This window comes from Acetobacter malorum (genome assembly GCF_002153605.1).
GTDB lineage: Bacteria > Pseudomonadota > Alphaproteobacteria > Acetobacterales > Acetobacteraceae > Acetobacter > Acetobacter malorum_A.
Genome location: NZ_JOPG01000012.1, coordinates 15,578 through 40,371, shown reverse-complemented (window position 1 = coordinate 40,371; position 24,794 = coordinate 15,578). Strand labels below are relative to the sequence as shown.

The 24,794-nt window shown below is 57.2% G+C and carries 19 protein-coding genes; 5 read left to right on the top strand and 14 right to left on the bottom strand.

The genetic code is table 11. The annotated features are described in order from the left end of the window. Positions 1 to 83 precede the first annotated feature (83 nt). Positions 84 to 2,456: a heavy metal translocating P-type ATPase gene (locus tag HK23_RS06335; RefSeq protein ID WP_086653312.1), complete on the top strand. Its 2,373-nt coding sequence runs from the start codon at positions 84 to 86 to the stop codon at positions 2,454 to 2,456. A 7-nt stretch (positions 2,457 to 2,463) separates the two neighbouring features. Here the strand turns inward: HK23_RS06335 and HK23_RS06330 are convergent, their stop codons facing one another. The 9 genes from HK23_RS06330 to HK23_RS06290 form a co-directional block, all read right to left on the bottom strand. Further along, positions 2,464 to 4,266: an ABC transporter ATP-binding protein/permease gene (locus HK23_RS06330; protein WP_086653311.1), complete on the bottom strand. Its 1,803-nt coding sequence runs from the start codon at positions 4,264 to 4,266 to the stop codon at positions 2,464 to 2,466. After that, the gene (locus HK23_RS06325; protein ID WP_143217501.1) at positions 4,184 to 6,232 is read right to left on the bottom strand and encodes a TonB-dependent siderophore receptor; all 2,049 of its coding nucleotides are present in this window, start codon (positions 6,230 to 6,232) and stop codon (positions 4,184 to 4,186) included. The genes HK23_RS06330 and HK23_RS06325 overlap by 83 nt, the downstream gene beginning before the upstream one ends. Before the next feature lie 329 nt (positions 6,233 to 6,561). After that, entirely contained in the window at positions 6,562 to 6,774 is a 213-nt protein-coding gene (locus HK23_RS06320) for a heavy-metal-associated domain-containing protein (RefSeq protein WP_063907611.1), read from the bottom strand. A gap of 81 nt (positions 6,775 to 6,855) precedes the next feature. Further along, positions 6,856 to 7,503: a ubiquinol-cytochrome c reductase iron-sulfur subunit gene (gene petA / locus HK23_RS06315; RefSeq protein WP_086653310.1), complete on the bottom strand. Its 648-nt coding sequence runs from the start codon at positions 7,501 to 7,503 to the stop codon at positions 6,856 to 6,858. Then, complete coding sequence (locus HK23_RS06310) at positions 7,503 to 8,315, bottom strand: cytochrome c1 (RefSeq protein ID WP_086653309.1); 813 nt, start codon at positions 8,313 to 8,315, stop codon at positions 7,503 to 7,505. Before HK23_RS06310 ends, petA begins: the two co-directional genes overlap by 1 nt. Then, complete coding sequence (locus HK23_RS06305) at positions 8,315 to 9,556, bottom strand: cytochrome b (RefSeq protein WP_086653334.1); 1,242 nt, start codon at positions 9,554 to 9,556, stop codon at positions 8,315 to 8,317. The genes HK23_RS06310 and HK23_RS06305 overlap by 1 nt, the downstream gene beginning before the upstream one ends. Before the next feature lie 160 nt (positions 9,557 to 9,716). Next, entirely contained in the window at positions 9,717 to 10,739 is a 1,023-nt protein-coding gene (locus tag HK23_RS06300; RefSeq protein ID WP_086653308.1) for an Lnb N-terminal periplasmic domain-containing protein, read from the bottom strand. Next, positions 10,739 to 12,790, bottom strand: coding sequence for a lipase family alpha/beta hydrolase (locus HK23_RS06295; protein ID WP_143217500.1), 2,052 nt, complete (start codon positions 12,788 to 12,790; stop codon positions 10,739 to 10,741). The genes HK23_RS06300 and HK23_RS06295 overlap by 1 nt, the downstream gene beginning before the upstream one ends. Positions 12,791 to 12,906: 116 nt before the next feature. Beyond that, positions 12,907 to 13,260 (bottom strand): winged helix-turn-helix transcriptional regulator, encoded by a 354-nt coding sequence (locus HK23_RS06290; RefSeq protein ID WP_179193825.1) that lies wholly within the window; start codon positions 13,258 to 13,260, stop codon positions 12,907 to 12,909. Between the two features lie 100 nt (positions 13,261 to 13,360). Here HK23_RS06290 and HK23_RS06285 point away from each other — a divergent pair, with 100 nt between their 5' ends. From HK23_RS06285 to HK23_RS06270, 4 genes are all read left to right on the top strand, one after another. Continuing rightward, positions 13,361 to 14,380, top strand: coding sequence for a zinc-binding alcohol dehydrogenase family protein (locus tag HK23_RS06285; RefSeq protein ID WP_086653306.1), 1,020 nt, complete (start codon positions 13,361 to 13,363; stop codon positions 14,378 to 14,380). 53 nt (positions 14,381 to 14,433) lie between these two features. Further along, the gene (locus HK23_RS06280) at positions 14,434 to 14,868 is read left to right on the top strand and encodes a cupin domain-containing protein (protein ID WP_086653305.1); all 435 of its coding nucleotides are present in this window, start codon (positions 14,434 to 14,436) and stop codon (positions 14,866 to 14,868) included. A gap of 39 nt (positions 14,869 to 14,907) precedes the next feature. Next, entirely contained in the window at positions 14,908 to 15,495 is a 588-nt protein-coding gene (locus HK23_RS06275) for a DNA-3-methyladenine glycosylase I (RefSeq protein ID WP_086653304.1), read from the top strand. A 457-nt stretch (positions 15,496 to 15,952) separates the two neighbouring features. After that, positions 15,953 to 16,159 (top strand): hypothetical protein, encoded by a 207-nt coding sequence (locus HK23_RS06270; protein WP_063907605.1) that lies wholly within the window; start codon positions 15,953 to 15,955, stop codon positions 16,157 to 16,159. A 13-nt stretch (positions 16,160 to 16,172) separates the two neighbouring features. On the opposite strand, the gene HK23_RS06265 is transcribed toward HK23_RS06270, so the two are convergent. From HK23_RS06265 to mdtN, 5 genes are all read right to left on the bottom strand, one after another. Continuing rightward, entirely contained in the window at positions 16,173 to 18,257 is a 2,085-nt protein-coding gene (locus tag HK23_RS06265; RefSeq protein ID WP_086653303.1) for an FUSC family protein, read from the bottom strand. 331 nt (positions 18,258 to 18,588) lie between these two features. Further along, positions 18,589 to 20,190 (bottom strand): carbohydrate porin, encoded by a 1,602-nt coding sequence (locus HK23_RS06260; protein ID WP_086653302.1) that lies wholly within the window; start codon positions 20,188 to 20,190, stop codon positions 18,589 to 18,591. Between the two features lie 147 nt (positions 20,191 to 20,337). Continuing rightward, positions 20,338 to 21,948, bottom strand: a complete 1,611-nt coding sequence (locus HK23_RS06255) for a TolC family protein (RefSeq protein ID WP_086653301.1) — start codon at positions 21,946 to 21,948, stop codon at positions 20,338 to 20,340. Further along, positions 21,945 to 23,762, bottom strand: coding sequence for an FUSC family protein (locus HK23_RS06250; protein WP_086653300.1), 1,818 nt, complete (start codon positions 23,760 to 23,762; stop codon positions 21,945 to 21,947). The genes HK23_RS06255 and HK23_RS06250 overlap by 4 nt, the downstream gene beginning before the upstream one ends. Next, positions 23,743 to 24,792, bottom strand: a complete 1,050-nt coding sequence (mdtN, locus tag HK23_RS06245) for a multidrug transporter subunit MdtN (RefSeq protein WP_086653299.1) — start codon at positions 24,790 to 24,792, stop codon at positions 23,743 to 23,745. Before mdtN ends, HK23_RS06250 begins: the two co-directional genes overlap by 20 nt. Positions 24,793 to 24,794: the final 2 nt, after the last annotated feature.

Sequence of the window (24,794 nt, the reverse complement as noted above, 5' to 3'; positions counted from 1 at the left end):
GTTATAGAAAAAATACAGGCTTTCTTTCTTTTTTATACCGGGATGGGGTATAAATTTCAATGAAATTCCCGAAGGAGCCCTCTGTGTCACAGACCGTCAGTTTCCCCGTTGGTGGCATGACCTGCGCAGCCTGTGCCGCGCGGATTGAAAAAGTTCTGAACCGTCAGGATGGTGTGCAGGCTACGGTCAATTTTGCATCGGAACGCGCGCAGGTGCAGATGGACGGCCCAGCGGCCTCTATCGAGGCCGTGGTAGGTGCAGTCCGTAAAGCCGGGTTTACGGTGGATGAAAGAAGCATCGACCTGTCCCTCACCGGTATGACCTGTGCTGCCTGCGCCGCCCGGATTGAAAAAATCCTCAACAAACTACCCATGACACAGGCCAGCGTGAATTTTGCAGCAGAACGGGCGCATATTGTCTATGTGCCCGGTGTTGTGGAACCGGAAACTTTTATTGCCCGTATTGAAAAAGCCGGTTTTGGTGCGAAGCGGCTGGATGATGGCGTTCGGGAAGATCCCAATGCCCGGCGTCTCGCCATATGGGAGGCGGAACGCAATCGCTTCATTCTGACAGCAGTGTTGTCTCTGCCGTTTTTTGTGCAGATGGTCGGCATGGTCTTCGGCTCAATGCACATGATGCCCGGCTGGATGCAATTCCTGCTGGCCACACCCGTTCAGTTTTTCTGCGCGCGCCATTTGTATCAGCGCGCATGGAATGCGGTGCGGGGTGGTTCGGCCAATATGGATGTGCTCGTGGTAATGGGCACAAGTATTGCGTATTTTTTCAGTGCTGCCGTGGTGCTGTTCCATTTGCATCAGCCGGTTTATTTTGAAGCCAGCGTATCCATCATCACGCTGATCTCTCTTGGCAAGCTGATGGAAACTCGTGCGAAGAACAAGACCAGCGCCGGGATTGAAGGCCTGCTCCAGCTTCAGCCGCAAATTGCCCATGTGGAAAGCGGTGCAGACGTGCTGGATCGCCCTGTGGCGGAGGTGCACGTTGGGGATATGCTGGTGGTGCGTCCGGGTGAGAGCGTGCCTGTGGATGGCGTAGTGGTGGATGGCTCCTCCGAGGTGAATGAAGCCATGCTGACGGGTGAGAGTGTGCCCGTGCTTAAGCAGGTGCAGGCTCAGGTGTTTGGGGGCACCATGAATGCCAATGGCGTGCTGCGCGTAAAAGCCACAGGTGTGGGGGCCGATACTGCGCTCTCTCGCATTGTGAAAATGGTTGAGCAGGCACAGGGCTCCAAAGCCAACGTACAGCGGCTGGCGGACAAGGTTTCCAGCATTTTTGTGCCTGCTGTGGTTAGCATCGCGCTGGTGACGTTTCTGGTCAGCTGGCTGATAACGGGCAATGCCTCATGGAGCCTTGTTTCGGCGGTTTCCGTTCTGGTTATTGCGTGCCCCTGTTCGCTGGGGCTTGCAACGCCCACAGCCATTATGGTGGGCACCGGGCTGGGGGCGCGTTGCGGTATTTTATTCCGGAATGCCGATGCACTGGAACAGGCAGAAAAACTGACCACCATGATTGTCGATAAGACCGGCACCCTGACGGAAGGCAGGCCGACTGTCAGTGATGTGCAGCCTGCGCCGCAGACGGATGCCGCGCAGTTGCTGGCGGTGGCATATGCGCTGGAAAAGGATTCCGAACATCCACTGGCCCGTGCGGTTGTGGACTATGCCTCGACACACGGCGTGCAGGCTCTTCCAGCCAGTGCGTTTCAGGCTGTTCCGGGCATGGGCGTTACGGCGCAGATTGGTGAGGCGCTGGCCCGTCTTGGTTCACCGCGTTTTCTGGCAGACGCAGGAGTGGTACTGGATCATGCCGTCATTGAAGCGCTTGAGAGCCAAGGCAAAACAGTCGTTGGCGTGACACTCGGCGCGCAGCTTCTGGGTTATATCGCCTTGTCTGATCGCCTGCGGCCCGATGCGATTGCGACGGTCCGGGCTTTAAAAAAATCTGGCATTAAAGTCGTGATGCTGACGGGGGATAACCAGCGCACGGCCTCTGTCGTGGCAGCGCAGGTTGGGGTGGATGATTATATGTCCGGTGTTCTGCCCGGCCATAAAGCGGAGGCTGTTGAAAAATATCGTGCTGCTGGCAGCCTGGTTGGCATGGTGGGGGATGGCATTAACGATGCCCCGGCACTGGCTGCTGCGGATGTCGGCTTTGCGATTGGGGCCGGGTCTGCCATTGCGCTGGACACGGCGGATGTTGTGTTGATGAAGAGCGATCTGACCAGTGTGCTGGATGCGATTTCACTCTCCCACGCAACACTGGCCAAGATCCGGCAAAACCTGTTCTTCGCTTTTATCTACAACATTCTTGGTCTGCCGCTGGCCGCCTGCGGCTTGCTGAACCCGATTGTGGCGGGGGCGGCCATGGCGATGAGTTCTGTTTCTGTTGTCAGCAACTCGCTGTTGCTGAATCGCTGGCGGCCTCAGTCGCGCGGATAAGGCTTTTTTAGAGTGTTGCGGAGGGTGCGCTGAGAGGCCGGATCAGTGCGCCCTCGGGGGACAGCAGAATTTCATGCTGGTGGAAGCGGCGCAGGGCGGCATGGTGCGCCACACTGATAAGCGTTGTCTGCGGAAGTTCCGTTGTTAGCACAGTATAAAGCAGGGTTTCGTTTTCTTCATCAAGCGCGGAGGTTGCTTCATCCAGAAACACCACACGCGGGCGGAACAACAGCACGCGGGCTATCGCAAGGCGCTGCTCCTCACCGGGCGAGAAAATCTGGCTCCAGTCTTCAGTCTCTTCAAGGCGCGGACTATAGCGCGCCAGATTAACACTTTTCAAAACGCCTTCATAAGCCTGTGTATCATAATGGTCCGGTGTGGCTGGATAGCTGAGAACTTGCCGGAGTGATGTGCCATCAGGCACATAAGGCCGCTGTGGAACAAACATGCTGTGCTGTATGTCAAAAGAAAGCGTGCCACTGCCGTAGCCCCACAAACCCGCCAGAGCACGCAGCAACGTGCTTTTGCCTACACCGGAAGGTCCGCTGATCATCCAGCGTTCGCCAGCGTGCAAAGTCAGATTGGGCAGGGTGGTCAGAACAGAGCCATCCGGGCGTTTGAGAACAAGGTTTTCAATCTGCACATCTGCTGAGGAAAGAGTGTGTCGAGTAATCCCTTTTTCAAAAGGATGCCCCACAATGCGTTCAAACTCGCTGAGACGTTGCAGAATGGAGCGCAGGGAGGCGAGGTCCGTGTAGTTATCAATAAACCATTGCAGGCTATTGCGGGCCTGCATGAAGGCGGCATTTGTGCGGGAATACAGGCCCACTGTCAGCGTATGGGCCAGCACTTTGGGGATCAGCATAACCCACAGCAGGCAGGACGCTGTTTCATGAAAAAAATTAGTGATGAAATTGGCGCGCCAGGTGTAGGTCACCACACTCCGCCAGTTGGCGGCAATATGCGCGAGATAGCGTGAAAAGCGTAGGTTTTCGGCGTCCTCTCCCCCGTAAAAGGCAATCTGTTCAGAGTTCCGGCGCACATCCATCAGGCCTGCGCGCAGGTCCGCATCATAATGCTGCTGTCGGTAATTGGCACCAATCAGCGGGCCGCCAAACCGTTCCAGCACTAACGATGTGAACAGAGTTGCCAGAACCGTTCCCAGAAACAGATAGCCGGGAATATGGATAGCGTGGCCATGCCAGGTGAAGGACAGTGTGCCGCCAATATCCCACAAAACAATGGAAAAGGAGATAAGGGTTGTGACGGCCTGAATGGCATCCAGCCCTAGTTTGAGCGTCCAGATTGTCATTTGAGACAGATCGTCTGCAATACGCTGGTCGGGGTTGTCGGCCTGCTCCAGTCCATGTTCCAGCCGATAATAGGTCTCGTTAGACAGATACTGGCGCAGATAGACACGGGTGTTCCACAGCCGCCAGCGCATGGAGAGAACCTGTGTCAGGTAAACCTGAAAAACATAGATGGCAGCAGAAAGAGCGCCCATGAGAAGATAAGATGGCAACAGGGAAAGACAGTCCTGCGCCCGAAACGCAAACATGGCATCAAAAAAAGACTGGTTCCATTTCCCAAACCAGACTGCCGTGCGGACATAGAGAAATGACAGACCAATAATGCCACTCAGCATGGCAAAGGCGCGCCATTTTTCTTCCGAAAGCCAGTAGGGGAGAATGACTTTCCAGTCTGAAAGGGAATGAGGGCGTGTTTTCTCAGTAGTTTGCACGAAGCGTTGCCATAAAGCTGCGGGGGGCTGCGGGGAAGTTGAACTGCCAGACACCGCTTGCCCGTTCATAATAATAGCGGTTTGTCAGGTTGGTGGCGTTCAGCTGAATTTTCAGATGCGGTGTCACATGATAACCGACCATGCAGTCCAGAGTCATGTATCCGCCCTGCACCGTTGTGGGATAGCTGCCACGCAGAGTGCTGTTGGCGTCCAGCCCGACCCCAAAACTCAGAGTGCGCAGCCGCCCGCGTGGCACGGTATAATGCACCCAGGATTTGAACATGTGACGCGGAGAAAACACGCCACCAAAATCCGGTGTGTTCGGATTGGAAACTTTTGTATCCAGATAGGTATACCCAAGAGAAACATTGAGGTCTGGCAGAATATTACCGTCAATCTGCGCTTCCCACCCCTGCCGGCGGATGGGCCCGGTTGTAATGTAAAACTGGGAATGTTCCGGGTCCTGCACAGGCTGGTTCACATTTTCCATTCTGAACAGGGCGGTTGAAAGATTAAGGCGGCCATTGAAATATTCAGCTTTAAACCCTGTTTCCACCTGATTGCCGTGCTGAGGTTTCAGCCCTCCGCCATGGTAGGACATATCACCTACAGAGGGGGTGAAAATGCTGGAATAGCTGGCGTACCAGGAGATGTTGGGCGTGATCTGATACACTGTGCCCAGATACGGCGTCAGCTCGCCATGAATATTGGCTTCTGGCTGCCAGCTACTGGTCGGGCCGGGGGAGATATACCGCATTCTCTCGGAAAACCGTGAGACACGACCACCAAGAATCAGGGACAGATTCTTTATGATTTGAAACCGAAGCTGCCCATAAAAGCCCCACTGGGTCGCATTGTCCCGCGTGCCATAGCCGTCCGGGTCTTCCTGATAGCTGATACTGCCTGCGGGCGGCCGAGGCACGCTGTTGGTGTTGTTGATGTTCACACCATCATAAATAGCATCGCTCAGAATATTGCCGTAGCGTGTCACCTGATTGTAGGAATTGTAATTGAAGCCGAACAGGGCGTAGTGGGTACGGTTCAGAAAGCGGAAGCTGCCGTTGGCGTAAATATCGGCTGAGCGTGCACTATTGGTGCCGCGCATGGCGACAATGCCTGCATCCTGATACTGTAATGTGCCTGTCTGCGCATCAATCTGCGTCCAGGGCTCATTATAAAGCGTGTTGTAGCTTTGGTCATAAAATGTGCCCCGCGCAGTTAGTTTCCAGTCTCCCCAGAGCTTTTGGGACAGAGAAGCAATGGTCTGCTGCGTCATGTAATTGCTGTAGCCCCATTTCTGGGAAGGGTTGGCGCTGCGTCCCCCATACCAGAGGGTTTTATCTGTCGTAACAGGCAGCCCGTAATAAGGCGCCGTAATATCCTGCTGCTGCGCGGCATGGGAGACAATAAAGGTGGTGGAGGGCGTGATATCCCATTCCAGCGCGCCGTAAGCCTGCCATTTGCGCGAGTGAGCGTATTTATAAAAATAATCATTATCCTGAAACAGATCCGCCGTGCGGAAGCGCAGGGTTTTGGAGGCGTTCAGGGGGGTGGAAAGGTCAATATCCGCCCGATAATTGTTGAAACTGCCAACCGTTGCAGCACCATTAACGGCAAAATCCATGCCGGGTTTTTTGGTTACCTGATTGACCACGCCCCCGGCAGAGCCGCCGCCCTGTAGCAGCCCGGAGGCACCGCGCAGGACTTCAATCCGATCATACATCGACAGATCAAAGCTGGCATTGTTCAAAGTGCCGGCAGCACCCGGTGTGTTGTCCACCGAGGTCGTCATCTGATAGCCGCGAGAATAGAAATTGGAATTGGCAGTAGAGCCCGGCAGAACGCGGATACCGTTAATCTGGCGCATGGCGTCCGTCATGGTCAGCATGTTGGAATCCTGCATGCGCTGCTGTGTCAGAACAGAAACGGATTGCGGAATATCCTTCAGTGAGACAGGAGTTTTTCCCCAGGCCTCTGCGGCGGGGGCGGTATAGGAATGGCCACTCCCCACAACTTCAATCTTTTCTTCCGTCATGCATTCTACCTGACCCGGCGTGGCGGCCGGTGGGGCGCAGAAGGGCGGTGCAGCAGAATGGGGTGGCGCTGGCGTCTGTGTCTTTTTGCGTGCAGTCGGGTGGCACAAGGGCCGGATGCACATCATGTGTTTGGTTTTATGGGATGAGGGGAGAGGACTGAAACGCCTCTGGGCTTCTGCAGAAACAGGAGTCCAGAGGCCAGTCAGAATCCCGCTTAAAATCAGGGCGCATTGTGAAACACTGGCAAAATGACGTGCGCGAAGGCCAGACTGTTTCATGATAGGCACCCCGGCAGGAGGGCAAAAGGCACAGTTTTGTCAGCAGGCACTCAGGAGGCCAGATCAAACCCCAGATCGTCCACCACTTCAGAAAACTGAGCAGGCGTTACCAGGGCAGGGTCATACTGCACTGTTACCGTGCCACCTTCCAGAACCACGTCTGCTTCGGAGACGCCATTCAGAGCTTCCAGAGCGTTCTTCAGCTTGCTGGAACAGCCGTTGCAGGACATGCCTTCAACAATGAATGTTTCTGTTTTTGTCATAGCTTTCGCTCCTTGTATGGCCAGCCGCGTGAGGGAGACGTTATCCGCCAAACGCCGGCATCAGGCAACACGCAGCGTTTTTCAGATCTGCTCAATGGTGGAAAAGTCGAAGCTTTCCCCTTTCGGGTTTTCCCCCAGCCGCAGTGTTGTCGGTGTGGGCATGACATGGGGAGGAACGGGCAGGTTATAAGGGGCAGGCGCGCCTTTAAACACCCGCCCAGCCAGATCAAACTGCGAGCCATGGCAGGGGCAGGCGTAACGGCCTGTCTGGTCGGGTGCAGCAGCGGGAGCCGTGTAGGCCGGCACACAGCCCAGATGCGTGCAGATGCCAACATAGACGCCATATTCCGGCACAAGGGAGCGGTGCCAGTTGCGAGCGTATGTGGGCTGTTGCAGAGCGTCGGATTGCGCATCCCGCAGTTCATTCACCAGCGCCGGGCTTTGCAGTTTGGCGAGGTCTTCCGGCGTGCGGCGCAGAATAAAAATGGGTTTCCCCTGCCAGACGGCGGTCATCTGCTGGCCCGGTGCCAGTTTGGACAGGTCAATTTCCACTGGCTGGTGGGCTGCGGCGCTGTCCTGCGGTTTGAGGCTGGCGACAAACGGAATGGCGCAGGCCGCCAGCCCGGTTACTGTTCCGGCTGTGGTGACCATGCCAAGAAAATCACGACGGCCAGCGGGGGCGTCCTGATCCGGCCCGGTGGTGGGTGTGTCATCTGCGGGGTGTGTCATCAGTCGTCTGCGTCCTGTGCGTTCCGGGTGGTGCCGCGTTTCCAGATTTTTCTCTTCCAGGCAATGGCCAGTATCAGCAGGCCACTCAGATAGGCAAAAACATACAGGCCTGTGCGGTGCCTGTCATTCCGATGCGGGTCAGAGGCCCAGACCAGAAAGGTCGTTACATCCCGCGCCTGCTGTGTGGCCGTGGCCGGGGTGCCGTCCGGGAACTCTACTGCGTCGTCCATCAGCGGGGGCGGCATTCCCACCAGATGTCCGTCTGCCCAGTCATTATAGAACTTGCCCGGCACCACCGGCGCACCGGGCGGTGGGGGCATATGGTAGCCTGTTAGAAACGCATACAGCCAGTCTGCGCCATGCGGCTGGATAGCAGCCAGGCGGGACTGGTCTGGCGGGGCAACGCCGCCCATCATGGCAGCGGCAGCCGCCTCACTGGGGAAGGGCGAGCGCAGATGGTCATCCGGCAGGCCGGGACGCATGGTGGGGTGGCCTGCCGCGTCCAGCGGCCCCGGAACCTGCTTGGCGTGTGCCAGATCTCTGATGGCCTGCTGGGAAAGGCCGATCCCGGTGAGGTCATTATACGTCAGGCTGCGCATGCCATGGCAGGATGAACAGATCTCATTGAACACCACAAAGCCGCGTTGCAGGCTTTTCTGATCAAACTGCCCCAGTGGGCCGTCAAAGCTCCATTTCTGGTGCGGCGGCACGGGCGGTGTGGGCGTGGCAGGGGCCGCGTGTATGATGAGCGGCAGGCTGGCGAGAAGTGCTGCGCCAAATGCAGCGGTGCGGGCATGGGGAAGCCGGACCATCAGGCATCTCCTTTGGCAGAAGCAAGGGAGGCCGGGAGCGGTCTCGGTTTTTCAAACCGTGAAGCTAGCGGCAGGATCACCAGAAAATAGCTGAAATAGTAGAGGGCCGACAGACGGCCGATCAGCATCCATGCCCCGGTGGCGTGATGCTTGCCGACCAGTGCGAGCAGCACAAAAGAGATGACCAGCCCAAACAGCGCGGGGCGGCAGATCGGGCGGAAGCGGGCGGAGCGCACAGGGGAACGGTCCAGCCAGGGCAGGGCAAACAGCACAAGCAGTGAGCCTGCCGCGGCCAGAAGTCCGCCAAACTTGGAAGGCACGGACTGAAGCAGTCCATAGAACGGCAGAAAATACCATTCAGGCTCAATATTGGCTGGCGTATGCAGCGGGTCCGCTGGGGCGTAATTGTCCGGCTCTGTCAGCAGGCCGGGCCAGAAGAACAGCAACGCACAAAAGACCATGGCGAAGACGACAAGCCCGATCAGATCCTTGCTGGTGTAGTAAGGGTGGAAGGGCAGTGTGTCTTTTGGTGTTTTTGGTTCAACGCCCAGCGGGTTGTTGGATTTGGTGACATGCACGCAAGCCACATGTAGCCCCACAACAGCCACAACAAGAAATGCCAGCAGGAAATGCAGCACAAAAAAGCGATGCAGGAAGATATCGCCCAGATGGTCACTGCCGGTCAGCACATGCTCCAGCGTCCCGCCAATAACCGGCACGGCCCCGACGGCTTTGGTGATAACGTCAGCCCCCCAGTAGGACATCTGGCCCCACGGCAGAATGTAGCCTGCAAATGCCGTCGCCATCACCATAACCAGCAGCACAAGGCCGCTGAGCCAGAGTATTTCACGCGGCGCTTTGTAGGAGCCATAATAAAGCCCCCGGAACAGATGGATATAAAGGGCGGCCAGAAACAGGTTGGCCCCGGTCATATGCATGCCGCGTAGCAGCCAGCCGCCGGACAACTGGCGGTCTATGGCCTCCACGGAAAAGAACGCCTCGGCACTGGTTGGGGTGTAGTTCATGGCCAGAAAGGTGCCGGTTGCCAGCATCAGCAGCAGCACAACCACCAGAATGGCGCCAAAATTCCACAGCCAGTTCAGGTTCCGGGGCATAGGGAAAACCACATATTCCTTACGGAATGCGGAAAAAACCGGCAGCCGATGCTCTATCCAGCCAGCAGGGCCAGCCGGTGAGGCGGTTCCTGCGGAGGCTTCGTCCCGTGACTCAGGCTGATTCATGCACACCATCCAACATTCAGTCTTTCACCGTCTGGCCCCGTCAGCAGAAATGAAGCCAGTCCTCTTAGTAGGAGGGGTCTATTGTGGCACGAATGATGCAGCCCTCAAAGGCATCCCGTTTCGGGAGGGTATCGTTTTTCTGAAAATGGCGGTGCAGGCTTTATTTGCTGGCGGAGGGGGCTGTTTCCATAGGGAGGGTTTGTCGGATTTCCTCTGAATAATCAGGGCCGGGGGTGGCACCCTCTGGCCGGTGGATCCGGCTGCGATCATGCAGCGTGCGGAAGTCCAGATGGGTGTCCAGCAGGCCCAGCTTGTAGGCGAGGGACGCGGTATAGCCGCTGAGCAGAATCCGCCAGTCCAGCCGGTAACGGAAGCTGGCCTGTGCGCGGGTCAGGATGCCCGTGGTGCAGTTTGATGTGAGTGTATTATACCACTCCGGCGTGTGGGAGAGGTGATCGACTTCCTGCAGATAGCTTTTGAACAGGCGTTCTCTGGCTTCTGGTGAGAGAAGAAGCCGATAGAGATAAACGCGCTCCTTGCGCACGTCTGTCCGCACACCAATCAGGTCCCGTTCATCAGCCACCACGTAAAACAGTTCATAATGGTGAAAGAACCCGGCAATGGCGGAATAAGGGAATTTCTTCTGGCGGCGGGTTTCAATGGACATCGCGACATGCCGCCCATCTTTGAAGCCGAAGCTGAGGAAGACATGTGCAATGCTTTCCCCCGCCCAGTAGGACGTGACCAGATCGACGGAAGAGAGGTCATCCAGCGCATAATCCGCATCATAATAGCGGGGCGTATAGTCGCTGGGGGTTTTGTAGATAAAGTTGCGGACGTGGTGCAGATGCACCGTCCGTCCTTCCAGTGAGACACTGGCGGGCAACGCATATTCTCCTGCCCAGTCGCGATTGTTTTTCGGTGGGTCCGTCACATACCAGACGGCAAACGCCGCACTCATGGCCGCCAGCGCCAGTCGGGCCGTCTGGTGGGTGCGCAGGAAAAATGCCGTGCCCAGAACAAGTGGAAACAGGCCGGTCAGCCCCAGTCGCAGCGCATCCGGCTCCAGCGTGGAATAATAGAGGGCGGGTGTCCCAAACGCTCCCAGCAGGAAGGTGGCGCAGCCCGCAAACCAGTGGGCCCAGCGCCTGCTGTGTGTGGGGGTGTTGGATGTTTGCGGCATTAATGGCGTACCTGTGCAGGAACCGATGGATCAGCGGGGGCTGTCTGAGGAGAGGGCGGGAGACCGCCGGGCGTTTCGGCTGTGCCGGGGCCGTTGCCGCGTGTGGGCACAAACTGGCCGCCAATGGCTGTAATATCACTCTGGCTTATCAACCCGCCTTCCAGAGTGCCGCCTTGTGTGCGGGCCAGATGGTTGCGAAGGATGCGGCGGATTTCTGCAATGGTAATCGGGTTGGACTGGGTGGAGTGGCCGGAATGGCGGACGACCAGTTCAGAGTCCACATCCGGCACATGCGCGCTTTCATACTTCACAACGCCATCATCAGAGTTTTGCAGACTTTTATTGCCCAGAACGGGGATGATGGAGTGGGTGCGAACATCCGGCACCACCGGAATGGCGGCCAGAGACTGGATGAAGGTGCTGTGCGGAGACATGCCGTACACACTTCCTACCCGCCAGGGGTTCATGTTCAGGCGGGCGACATTCGGGTCACTGACCAGAACCTGTTTGGTCACTTCCCGGACTGTCAGCGGAAAGGTCACCATCCGGCCGACAAGGCGTGCCAGAGAGAAATTGGCCATGTAGCTGCCGTGCTGCGGGGTGGAGATAAACACAACCTCCCGTGCTTCCGGCAGAGGCGTGGGGAACAGTGCGTTCTGGAGCAGGGTCCGGGCATCTGGCGTCAGCTTCAGGTCTGCCAGCGGGCGCGGGATCAACCTGTTCCACAATGTATCACCGGTGTTAATGACCAGCATCTTGGCCAGTAATCCGCCCTGACTGTGCCCAATGAGCGTGATGTTTCCCAGTGCCGGGTCTGCCTTAACACCGCCAAGGTCCGCCACGGCCTGCGTAATGGCGTTACGGAGTTGGAGGGCGGAATATGGAATAGGGTTTCCGGTCGCATAGGAAAAAAACCAGAATTCGTAATGTTTGCGAATTTCCCGGTCTTCCAGTAGGTCATTCACCATATTGGCCCAGCGCGCCGGGCTGGAGGCTGTACCGTGGATGAGCACCACAGGCATCCGCCCGACCTGATGCGGTTCTATGGTTGCCAGTTGCGGTGTGCGGCCATTGTCAAAAAAACGACCGTCCAGAAAGCCTTTATATTCCGAGGACCAGTCCATAGCATCACTCAGACTAAGCGCGCGGGCGGCTGTCTGGTCATATTGCAAAGGGACGGGGTGTGGTGCTGCGGGCGTCGTGGGCGTTGTGTGTTCGCTCAGATCTTCATCAATGGCGGTCAGGTCCAGCCGGCCGCGCAGTGTACTGGTTAAAACCTGCTGGCGTGGAGTATCCAAGGAGAGGAGAAGATTGAGTGGTACTCTCAGCTTTTCTGTAATCTGGAAGGAACGGCTTTCCGGGTGGTCCATGTGGGGCAGAGCGCCGACAGGTTCGCCAAGCCCGGTATGACTGTAAACATTTTCCAGCCCCCGGACGGAAAGCCGGGCCATGGGGCGAATATCCTGCAAGACATGGTCATGCCACACCAGCTGGCTGGGGGTTGTGCTCAGGTCCAGTGTGCCGAACGGTAACGTCCAGCGTTGGGGGATGAGGCTGACCGGGCTGCCAAAGGCTTCGGTAAGCGCCAGCATATAGAGGTCACAGGCCTGCCGGACATGCAGGTCATACGCTTCCGGGCGGTCTGTCTCCGGGCCATTAGGGTTGAGATAGGCATAGGCATATAGGGCGGCGGCCATGAATTCGGCCCGGTCCGCATGCCGATGGGCGTGCATGTAGCTGAGTTCTGCGAGGGCAAAAAGCTGGTCAGCCAGTCCCTGTGCATAAAAATGCGCCTGCGTCAGACTACGCAACGTGGAGATGGTTTCTTTAGGATGGTTTTTCCACGCATTCAGCAGGTTTTGCCGTTGTAAAACCGTGTGGGTGGTATTGCTGAGCGTTCTGCCACTGAGCGCACTCTGGCTATGTTCCTGATAGGCCTGCCGGAGGGAGAGCGGGGCGACGGAAACAGGGGAAGCGCATCCCGACACAAGCAGAAAGGCCGTGCTGAAAACCAGAGATCTGGTCGTTTTTCTGGAAAAAACCCTGTTCATAACCTATCGCAAATTGTTTTTCGTCGCTCTCTGCGCGGACCCTACAGGGTTTTTTACCATGCTGGAATGAGTGTCTGTCCCTTTCTCCCCTGCAAGGTGCCAGATACCCGCAGTGGTCATGGCGGTGTGTCCTGCCCGAACGCGGTATTTTCATCTCCCCATTTTTTAAGTGCCATAATAACCGGCTCCAGCGTGCGCCCGCGTGTGGTCAGGCTGTATTCCACCTTGGGGGGCACTTCAGGATAAACCGTCCGCAGAACAAATCCGTCATGCTCCAGTTCGCGCAATTGCGTCGTCAGCATGCGCTGGGTGATATTGGGCAGGCGCTTGCGGATTTCATTGAAGCGCAGGGTCCCGTGAAGCAGGTGATACAGGATCACCCCTTTCCATTTTCCGTCGATATATTGAAGTGTTGCCTCAACTGCACAGCCGGGACTGCACGCAAGTGACTTATGACGAATACGGGTCATGACGGTATCATTTCCGATACTATGGGCGTTAAAAGTGCGTTCTTGTGTGGCAAGATCATAGCGCTCACGGTGTTCCTTACTCAACAGAGGAGCAGAACTCATGCGCGCCATCGGCTATCAGATACCTCTTCCCATCGAAAATCCGGCCTCTCTTCAGGACATTGAGCTGCCGAAGCCTGTCGCCACCGGGCGTGACCTTCTGGTGGAAATCAAGGCTGTATCGGTTAATCCAGTCGATACAAAAGTCCGCCGAAACGCAATGCCAGAGGATGGTCAATGGCGCGTGCTGGGCTGGGATGCTGCTGGAATTGCTGTTGATATCGGGCCTGATGTTACCGATTTCTCTGTTGGGGATGAGGTCTTTTACGCAGGCGCTCTTGATCGACCGGGGACCAATGCGGAATTCCATCTGGTCGATGAGCGCATTGTCGGTCGTAAACCCCGTTCTTTGAACTGGGCTGAGGCAGCGGCTCTCCCACTGACAGCCATTACAGCGTGGGAAATGCTTTTTGATCGTCTTGATATCCGTCGGTCTGTACCGGGTGCGCCGCCCTCTTTGCTGATTATCGGGGGTGGGGGTGGCGTGAGTTCCATGGCCATACAACTGGCCAGAGTTCTGACGGATATTACGGTTATTGCCACAGCCTCTCGTCCTGAAACGCGGGAATGGGTGCAATCGCTTGGGGCACATTTTGTAATTGACCATAGCAAACCTCTGGCTGCGCAGGTTGCGGCGCTTCCAACTGGTAGACCCGGTTTTGTATTTTCCACCACACAAACGGATCAGCACGTTGCTGAGAGTGTGGAGCTCATTGCGCCTCAGGGCCATTTCGGCCTGATTGATGACCCGGCCACTCTGGATGCCGTACCCTTCAAGAAGAAAAGCCTCTCCCTGCACTGGGAACTGATGTTCACCCGGTCCCTATTTAAAACGGCGGATATCGGCAAACAGGGAAAACTGCTGAACGAGGTTGCATGTCTTGTGGATGAAGGGCGCCTTTGCACTACGCTCGGTAAAAACCTCGGCAAGATTACAGCGGCCAATTTGCGGCAGGCGCACGCAGTGATTGAGAGCGGTCAGGCAAAAGGTAAAATTGTGCTCGAAGGATTTCCGGACTGAGGTCCGGGCAGAACCGTTTTAGAGAAATCGATCCGAACTGGAGACATAAGATCGTGATTACAGAAGAGCATGTGATGACCTTAAACCGCAGTGGTGGACGGTTTGATCTCAATAAAATTGCTGAGGCTTTCCCGGAAACAGCCCAGACTATGCTTCTGGATACCTATCTGACGGACAAACCGGACGCCAGTATCAGAGTGTTTCGGATTTATCGGGATGTCCCGTCTCATTACCATACCCAGTGTGATGAGGTGCTCCATGTTCTTTCCGGGGAGGGGACGTTCTGGATTGATGATCCGGCGGATGAGGCTCCGTTTGCACCGGGACATTTGCTTGTGTTCCCACGGCGTGCCGTGCATGCGCTACCGCGTATTGTGCGTGATCCTGTTATTTTCCTTGCTATCGACACACCACGCCGGGCGCCGGATGATGTGGTTTTTGTAAATCCTGCGGATGGCACGCCGTCCGGCTTTATTAAGAGCCTCTGAAGGCATGACGCTGGCGGCAGGACTGTATAGACTGGTGGGATGAAGAGTCCGATTTCATCCTCATCTGCTGTTTCTCTCTCACGTTGCCGCTGGGCAGAGACAAATCCGCTCCTGCGCACCTATCATGACGAAGAGTGGGGCGTGCCAGTGCATGATAGCCGCATGTTGTGGGAAATGCTGATGCTGGAAGGGTTTCAGGCAGGCTTATCCTGGCTGACCGTTCTGCGGCGGCGCGAGGGGTTTCGGAAGGCCTTTGCGGCGTTTGATCCTGAGCAGGTGGCGCGTTTTGATGACGCCGACGTAGAGCGCCTGATGCTGGACCCCGGCATTATTCGGGCGCGGGCCAAAATTCAGGCGACAATCGGTAATGCGCGGGCCTATCTGGCCATGCAGGAGCAGGGCGAGGATTTCTCGGCGTTTTGCTGGGGGATGGTGCCCGGTGCGCCGGTGGTGAATACAACAGGGCAGGTGCTTGCACAGTCGCCAGCGTCTCAGGCTCTCTCTAAGGCTCTGAAGCAGCGGGGCTTCAAATTTGTTGGTCCCGTGATTGTTTACGCATGGATGCAGGCGGTGGGCATGGTGGTGGATCATGATCCGACCTGTTTCCGCTACCACGCCAAAAGTTAAAGCTATGTGGCCTTAAGAACGATAAAAAATCGTTTAATTCCGAGTCTCGCAAAAATGTGAAGCCCGCAGGCTGGTGGGGTGTAATCTTTTTTCAAAAGAAATTTTGACATGCAGTGAGGATATTTTGTCATAGTCATTTGAAAAATAACATATAATTATCCACAAATCGAAATCGTCCAAATTTTATGAGTGGCGAGGATAACAACTATTGTTATCGTGTTTTTATTGACGGTGAGCATTTTTGCTCATAGGGTCAGGCTCACCTCACCATCGTGAGGCCGTAATGAAATAAGGGAGCGGTTAGATGACGCTGCGAATGTGCAGGGACCCGCGATGTTGCATGCGTATGCAGCAGATCAAAGGTCGCGGTGTGCAAAACAGGCACACACTATAACCCGCCGGGAGTGAAACTGCCGGCGGAAACACCCCTCAGGGGTTTGGGTTTTCGGGGTCAGTCATGATACGTACTTCAAAAATTATCGAAATAGACGGTATTTTTCTGGGAACAGCTATTCAGCTCAGTGGTGAGCAGGGACAGCGTTTCTATGCAGCGCATGAGAGTGTTCGTGCACTGCACAATGCCATTAAGCCGGATGTGGCGATGTTGGCCCGTCAGGTTGCGCAGACGTTCCGCCAGAATCAGGCTGTTTCTTACGCCGCGTAAACGGCGCTGTCAGTCAGAGGGGATGCCCCTGACTGACAGCCTTGATATGTTCGTCGTCCAGATCGGCCAGATCCAGTTTCCGTAACAATGTGAGCAGATCATCCAGCTTTGCGTCCGTCAGGGGCACGGTGTTGGAAGAGAGCTGCTCTGTCGGGTCAAAGCGTTCTGCCAGACGGTTATATAAGTCTGCCCGCTGCCGGATGGCGGGTGTTGGTTCCGGTGTTTTTTCCATCCACCAGACACTGGCGGCTCCGGCCAGCTTCCGTAACAGGAAGAGAATTTCCCGGGCTTTTCCGATCTGGTCTGAGCGGCGGAACCCTTCCAGCCGAGCGGTCTGGCACTGAATTTCTGCAACGGTGCTGGTAGTGCCAGCCTTGCGGCGTGCGCTTTCAATCTGGTGCCAGCTCAGGATTTCTGGCCCCGTGGCAAGGGCGGCGTAGCGGATATTGGCCCGAAACGCATCGGCCACCTGTGCGGCCAGAGGGGCACCGCGTCGTTCTGGCCAGAGCAGGAAGCACCCCGCGAGCCCAACCAGACTGCCGATAATGTTGTTGATAGCGCGGGCCAGCGCCACATCCCACCCCAGACCGGGGCTGACCAGATCCGTCACCAGCACAAAAAGCTGGGTCATGAACATCACGCACAATGTGTAATTAACGCTCCGCAGCGCGATGGTCGCCGCAGCCAGCGGGAAGATGAGCAGCAGAATGCTCCACACCGGCAGCAGCACGCCCATCACCGCGGCCAGCAGGCCACCCGCAATGCTGCCAATCACCCGTTCAATGGTGCGGGGGAGGGTTATCGTCACGCTGGGCTGCGTGACAACCACCACGGCCATCATCGCCCAGTAGGCGTAAGGCAGGTCCAGTTTGAGAGAAATAGCATAGGCCACCAGCACGGAAACGCATAGTCGGGCGGCGTGTCGTAATCCCAGCGCGCGGGGGGCGGCAGCAGGGCGGGGTGTGCCGGATTTTGTCTGCCCGGCAGGCTGAGTGGACGGGGTGGAAAGGGTCTGCCAGGCGGTAATCAGTTCCTGCACAGCCTGCGCGCAGACATGCGCCCCTTTGCCGAACAGATCCGAATCCTGCTCGGCAATACGGGCAAGAACACGCTGCTGGCGATGCAGGCGCTCAGGCCGCGGTTCCGGGCGCTGGGCCTCACGCGCCATGCGGTGCAATGTGGTGGTGACAACGCGCACCGTGCGGCGGGCTGAATGAGAGGTCTCGCCAGACAAGACGGCATGTTCAAAGGCGATCAGAGCGATAAAAATGCGGTCACAGGCTTCAATAGCAGGGAGAAGCGTGGCGCGGGTGCGGCTGCTGATGGCATCTGCGGACAGGATATCAATGCGGGCGCGCGTGCGTTCAATCCGGCTGCGGATTTCCCGCCGGAATGCCCCGATGGATGCGCTTTCCTGCTCCATATCCGGGCCGCCGGGATTCATGAAGTCCAGCAGCCGGCGGGTCATGCGTTCTTCTTCCCGCAGCACGGCGGAACAGGCCAGCCGCAGGGGCATATACGGGTCTACAGGCCAGGCCAGAACGCAGATGAGAGTGGCCCAGATCGCCCCCAGTGCAAACAGGCCGGACAAGCGTAAGGCGATGTCTGGTGGGAAGGGGTAGCAGACTGCCACCACAGCCACGATGGCCGCGAGAACGCCAATCTGTGTAGCCGTTGCCCCGCGCAGGCGGCACAGAGCACATCCCAGCACGCTGATGCCGAGCGCGACAAAAGCGGGGAGCATTCCAAACCCGGCCGCAGCGGAGACCGAGCCGCTGATGACTGTGCCAAGCGCTGCAAATTTGAGCATGGTTTCCAGTCGGGAGCGCAGCAGGCCGCCGGGGTCCACAAGGCAGGTCCAGAACGCAGCAAAGGCGGACCATGCCATAAGCGGCATGTGCAGGTACAGCGCCAGCAGCATAACGGTGCCAACAGCCACCCCGGCACGGAGCCCTTCCCGTACGGCCACCTGTTCCGGTGCGATGGCGATGGCCCGCACGCCCAGCCAGTGCGCAATGGCGGTGGGCATAAGGCTGCGGGAGGCCGCGCGGAGAACTGTCTGTTTGCGAGGAAGCGAGAGGGGAAGGTGTGTTTTCATGGACAGTTAAGGTTGAAGGGTGGAAGGACGGAGAGACGGCAGAGGCATTGAGCCGTCCGCCATCATGCCGGAGAGAGGGGCGTTTTCTGCAAGCAAAAAAGCAGACCACACCGGGATGTGGTCATTTTGCAGGACAGGTGGTGCTGGAAGAGCAAAGCCTCTGGTGCAGCAGGGTGCTGCAGAGAGGGCTGGCGGGGTTTGTCAGGGGGTGTCGCCACGAAACGGCGTATCAGGCCAGGAGATGGTCGGGCACACTGATCCTCTGAAATTATACGTTATAACATTCTCATGTCATATTCTGGCCTGCACTTCAACAGGGACAACGAGAGGTTCAGAACGTCACGCTTGTATGCAGGCCGAAAACTGTCTCATTCCCAATGCGACGTGACGGAGAAGGATAACGGGGATCCGCTTTACCACCCATCGGGTTCCAGATTTCCTGGAAATCAGGCTGGATGACCAGCCATGGGCGCACTTCAGCCTGATAAGTTACTTCCAGATGGTTTTCATTGCCGGGGATAAGGCTACCCGCATTCCGGTTATACTGACGCCACCCGGAACTGGAGCGGCCAATGCCCCAGCCGATGCCAAATGTATCATTCGGGCGGCTTAAAAAGGGGGCTTTCAGGTTCAGCCCGGCATCTGCTGCAAAACTGACCATGTTGCGGTCTCCGCTGTTGCCTGTGGCGCGGGCAAACAGACCAAGAGACCGGTCGGATTTATAGGACGGTCGCCAGACCATCTGGTCAATAACGCCATAAACCATCCAGTTTCCCCGGTCCCAGCGTGGAAAGCCGCCGTTTTTGCCCATTAGCTGGTCGTGCGTATTGTAACGATAATCCGGGAAATTCGCAGTGTCGTAAAACCCGCCCAGTTTATAGATGCCGGGAAGGCCCGGGTCTTTTGTGGCGTCAGAGAGGTCTTCCGGCTGGCGGTTGAGCGTGTAATGCAACTCCCCGATCAATAATGCGCCTGTGCCGGTATTAAAGCGCGTGCCACTGCCATCATGCGTGTCCTGATTGGTGGGGTCTGCTGTATTGCCGCCATTCTGGATGTTGAATGCATTATAGCGGCTGCCCGGAGGGTTATCATCCGCGACCGCAGCCAGAAGGGTCCAGGCATGGGTGAGGTGATACCGAACACGCAGAGCCGGGGACGCCAATGGCCATGAAGGGCCGCCACTATACAAATTGACAGACGGCGCCATGGGCCAGCCAAAATTGGAATTCAGAAACAGACCGCCATATTCAGTCAGCATGAATTCAGATTCCAGATTCTGCTGCCCGATCTTGACGCCGAGTTTCCCGTTAAAAAACAGCTGCCGGTACCAGAGTTCAAACAAGCGCGTGGAGCGGTCGGCTTCATAACTGCTGACAGGGTTATAGTTGGCCAGATGGTCCTGCGTAATGGAGCGTCCGCGCGTTTGCAGGGCGCTGATAGTAAAAATACCGCCTTTAAGACCCACCAGTTTTTCCAGATCAACGGTCAGGGTTGGGGCTGTGATGGCGTCATAGGCCGGGCCGGAGCCTTTTCCGCTTCGGGCATCCATGGTGCTGGGAGCCCCGCCGGAGGTATTGCCCCACAGTTCTTCCACGTCTTCCATGTCAAACGTGATGCCATATTTATAGAGCCAGGTCCGCAGGCCGCCCATGGTGCCCAGCAGGTTGTCACTGGTGTCCAGATCATCATTGCCGGTTTTGCTGGCGCGCGGCAGATGCAGGGCGTTGATGCCGATGCCCATGGCAGACTGGTTCATGAACGGTGCGGAGTTTCCCAGACTTTGCTGGTCCCGCTCCGCCTGATCGTCCACCGGGCTCTGTGCCAGCCCTGTTGCCGGGAGCAGGCAGGCCAGAAGCGCTCCGGATGCAAGGAGAGACCGCCTGAAATGATGTTCTGTATGCCTCAGAAGGCTGGTCAGAAAGGCGGCCCGCATAATGCACTGGTTTCCTGTGGGAGGCGTTCTAAACAACACTCCTGTTTGCGATAACAGTTTTCGTCATTCTACTGCCCTCCCTCCTGAGGTCAAAGTCTCTTGCAGTCGTGCGGGACCATGGCCGGGTTGCGGGGCCGGAAGAGAGCCTCAGTTCTGGGGGGCATCGCCCAGCGCGCCGGTGGCAAAGGCCAGACTGGCGGCAGCAATCAGAGCAGCATAGTAGGTATCGGAATGGCCAAGCTGCGCATCCAGCAGGCCGGATTGCGCCAGCGTGGCCTGTGTAATGGAGCCGACCCCGCTCCGATACGCGGCAAAGGCGGCATTAAAACTGGTTTGCGCTGCTGTTTGCAGGCGGCCTGCCGCTGTGTAGGCGCTCAGGCTGCCATGCAGGCTGTTTTCTGCCGTAACAATCTGTTTCACGGACTCATCAACCGTTTTGCGCAGAAGGGTCTGGGCACTATCCGCCTGATTTTTGGCCTGCCGTAGCATGGCGGCCCGCATGCCGCCATCAAACACAGGCACGGTAATGCCGCCCAGAATAAGGCTGCTGAAATTGTTGGTGGACAGGTTCAGCGTGGGGCTGGAATCCGAGCCAACCCCGGGCACGGAAGATAGCGCCAGATGCCCGGTGGTATAGGCAACATTCCCGGACAGGAAAACCTTTGGGAGAAACTCGGCTTTTGCTGCGGCAATATTACTTTGTGAGGCTTTTGCCGCTGCATAGGCTGCCAGAACATCCGGGCGCTGTGCGACGGCTTGCCGGACCATATCATCTGTCAGGCGCATATCCGCCATCGTCAGAGGCCGGTTTGAAATATCCTGTGTTTGCAGGCGCGTATTGGGGGAAATCCCCATAGCGGTCATCAGGTCCAGATAGGTATTTTCTGCCGTATTCCGGGCCTGTACAAGCCGGAGTTCCGCTTGCGCGGTCATCTGCTGGGCTTGTGTCACGTCCACAATGGTGCCTTGCCCTTGTTTAAGGCGCATTTCAGCCGCAGACTGCACCTTTCTGGCATTTTCCAGAGCCTGCTGAACCAGCGTGACACGGGCCTCCGCTGCGGCATGGGTATAAAAAGCCAGTGCCACTGCGTAGATGACTTTCTGATGCGCCGCCGTAAACAGGATATTGGTGGCGAGCTGCGTCTGTTTGGCTGCGTTGACCACGGCTTCCCGCTTGCCAAAGTCAAACAACAGCCATTGCATACTAAGCGTTTGCACTTCCCCATGGCCGGAATTGCGATTGCGGACGCCATCTCCAAGGGATTCCGCCTGATTAATCCCGTCATTGATAACGTTTCCGATATCCCCGGCGTTGCTCAGGCTGGGATTGTTGCCGTTGTTGTGCTGGTGCGTATAGCCGCCCACCACGGTCGCACTTAAATGCGGCAGATAGGCCGTGCGGGTGATGCCAACAGCCAGAGCGGCATCACGCGCGGTGTTCCACGCTTGTCGGGTCGTGGGGTTGGCTGACTGCGCAAGGTCAATCAGTTCCGGCAGGGAATAGGTGTGCGTTGTGCTGACATCCGCATCAGCGGGGCGGGGTACAATGGTCTGGTTGGCAGGCAGGGTGTAGCCAGCAGGGAGAGCAAGCCCATGTTTGTTCTTGCCGGGAAGGAGTTCCCCTTTATCGGAAACATTAGGCTGCCATGGTGCGTCTGGTCGGTCCGGTGCGCTGTTCAGAGCCTCGGTAGCGCAGCCTCCCAGAAGAAGGAGCAGGCTTGTTGTCAGGCTGGCTGAGCGGAGGGAGAAGCGGGTCATGACACCACCTTGTCCAGAGAAGCGAGTTGGGCAGACGCGGCAGGGCGTCGGGCGGGGATCAGACCGTCTTCTGTCAGGCAGGAGATCTGGCTGGTGATGGCCTGATAGGTGGCGAGTTCATCCATGTTGGCGCGCAGGTGAATCGGCTCAACGCTGGCAAATTCAATCATGCGTTCGGCCTGTGCCAGCGCGCCTTGCACGGCAGCAGCCTGTCGTAACTCTGCGTCGACCGAAGCGGCATTGAACTGCGCCTGCAATGCCTTCAGAGCCGCAGAGACTTTATCCCTGATCTTGTCATAAGCACTGGACGGCCAGAAGCTGGTGAAAACAGCATAGGTAATGAAATTTCCAAGGAGAATACCGATAATGCGGTCTCGGGCTGTTGTCATGTCCGAGGTCGGGCCATAGCCTTTCAGATCAGACAGGAAGAAGGCCAGACCAATCTGGAAGCCTGCATAGGCAATCCGCTCATCCCCGGATTTGACCCACGCCGCAAGGAGCGAGCCTGCAAAAATCAGCACCAGAAACGCTGCAATATTGGTCAGATGCGGCATCACGAAAATGATGGAGAGGATCCCCAGCGCGCCCCCAACCAGCGCCCCGCTGATGCGCAGGGTCAGTTTGGAAATCATTTCCCCCATGGTGGGCAGGGCGACAATAAAACAAGTGATGATGCAGGTGTGGATGCCGTCCCAGTTCAAAATTTTGAAGATAAAATAGCTGAGCATCACAGCCGCTGTGCCTTTTACGGCAAAGCGTACATGTTCCGGGTTGGTCCACGCATCAGGTGCAAAAAAACCGGAGGAAGAGGTTTTATTTTTGGGTTTTTCCGAAGCAACCTCTCCCGCTGGTTTTGTAAAGTCCGGAAGCAGAACAGCAATCTGTGCGAGGGCCGGGGAAGAGATTGGTGACGGAGGTTGGGTGATATCAGTTGGATAGCCACCGCTTTGGAAAATGTCTGCCATCTCAAGAAGGGTTTCAATCAGGGCATCAGGCGTGAGAGTTGGCCTGTCGGGCGTCTCTGTGGCCTCACACGCTGCCGCGTGGGCAAGGGCGAGAACACCGACACTGCGTGGAATGGCTTGTTTCAGGCTGGCAAGATCCTGCTTGCGCCACAGTTTTTCCAGCCCTGCCATTTTGAGGGACATCATCATGCCTTTTGTCCCTTCGCGCAGCAGGGCTTCGGCCTGATCCCGCGTTTTCTCATCCTCCGGCGTGCGCAGCAGCGCAGCGCTCAGGCGCAGATGGTGAGCAAGGGTGCGTGTCAGAATAGTTTTGGGAGACGGGCAGATAAGGGGGGCAAGGCACACCATCACAGCGCCGGGCACCAGAATGAACAGGTCGGCATAAAGCAGGGCGCGCGTTGCCAGTTCTCCAAGAGGCACATTTCCGATGGCGATCATGGCGTACACCACAACCAGCCCCAGCATGTAGGCTACGGGCTTCAGCTTGCTGGCCGACCCGAGGAAAAAGAAGCCGAAAGATAAGACAGCGGTGGCGATCGCAAGGCCCATCGGGTGGTCGAGCGTCAGGTGCATCAGCCCGAACATCATGACGATGATGATGCCAAACAGGATGTTAACGGCCAGTCCGGCCAGCACATTGGTCACGCGGTCCTTTTGCCATAGGGCCATGGTGACAAGGGCAGGCACGGCAAGGTCCGGCACCTGCCAGATTTCTCCCACCAGCACGGTGGTGGTGCAGGCTGCGGCAACCCGCAACGCGTTTCCGCCCCGCCCGGGCGCACGGTCCGTAACCAGTTGCCAGAGGCGCGCAACCGTCAGGGGTGGTTTGTTAGTGGCAGGCTTCGCCATGCCGGATCTCGACTGTGGCTGTGGCACCAAGCCGCAGCAGGCGCGGGTCCGCCGGGTCCAGCCGGATGCGTACGGGGAAGCGCTGCGCCACGTGCACCCAGTCCATTTCTCGCGGGACCAGTGGCAGCCCACGGGCCAGACCGGCTGAATCCAGTGAGGCAACACCCCAGCCAATGCTTTCCACGTGGCCGCGCAAGGGGGTGCGGCGGTCAATCATGGAATAGACTGTTGCACAGTCTCCCGGCGTGATGGCGGGTAACGTGATTTCCCGAATATTGGCGCTGGCGTACCAGGCATCATTGGCAATCAGTGTGAAAAGAACCTGAGACGGAGCCAGAATTTCCCCTTCTTTAACACGCAGGCTGGTGACGTAGCCATCAGTCGGGGCGACCACGGTTGTCTGGCGCAGGGCATAACGGGCCTGATCCAGCATGGCCTGCGCAGCCTGCTGGGCGGCAAGAGAACTTTTCAGATCCCCGATGGCAATCTGCGCGGCATCAGCCTGCTGATGGCTTTGGGAGAGAGAAATGGCGGCATCATTCAAGGCCACACGGGCCTGATCATATTGCTGCCAGGGGATATAGGCGTGCCCCGCCAGCGGTTTGAGGCGTTCTACGGTGCGAGCCGCCAGATCATGATTGGTCTGCGCACGGGTTGCCTGATCCTGCGCGACAGCGGCGTTAGCGGTTTTGACAGCCAGCAGGCGTTTCTGGTTTTCCACTTCCGCGCCGGCCAGAGCCAGATTGGCTTCTGCTTGGTGGACGGCCAGCTCATACGGTTCCGGGTCCAGACGGTAGAGGAGGTCTCCCTTCTTAACGGCCTGATTGACGTGGACGGGCAAGGCGATCAGGCGGCCGCCAACTGTGGAGGCCATATGCACCACTTCAGCATCAATGGATCCGCTGTCGGAAGAGGGATAGGCAGCGTCCTCGCGCGAGACATACACACCCAGCCCAATGGCACCCAGAATGCAGACGGCTGCAATGGCAAGCCCGAGGGGGCTGGTTGTGGAAAGAGAGACTTTCTTCATAC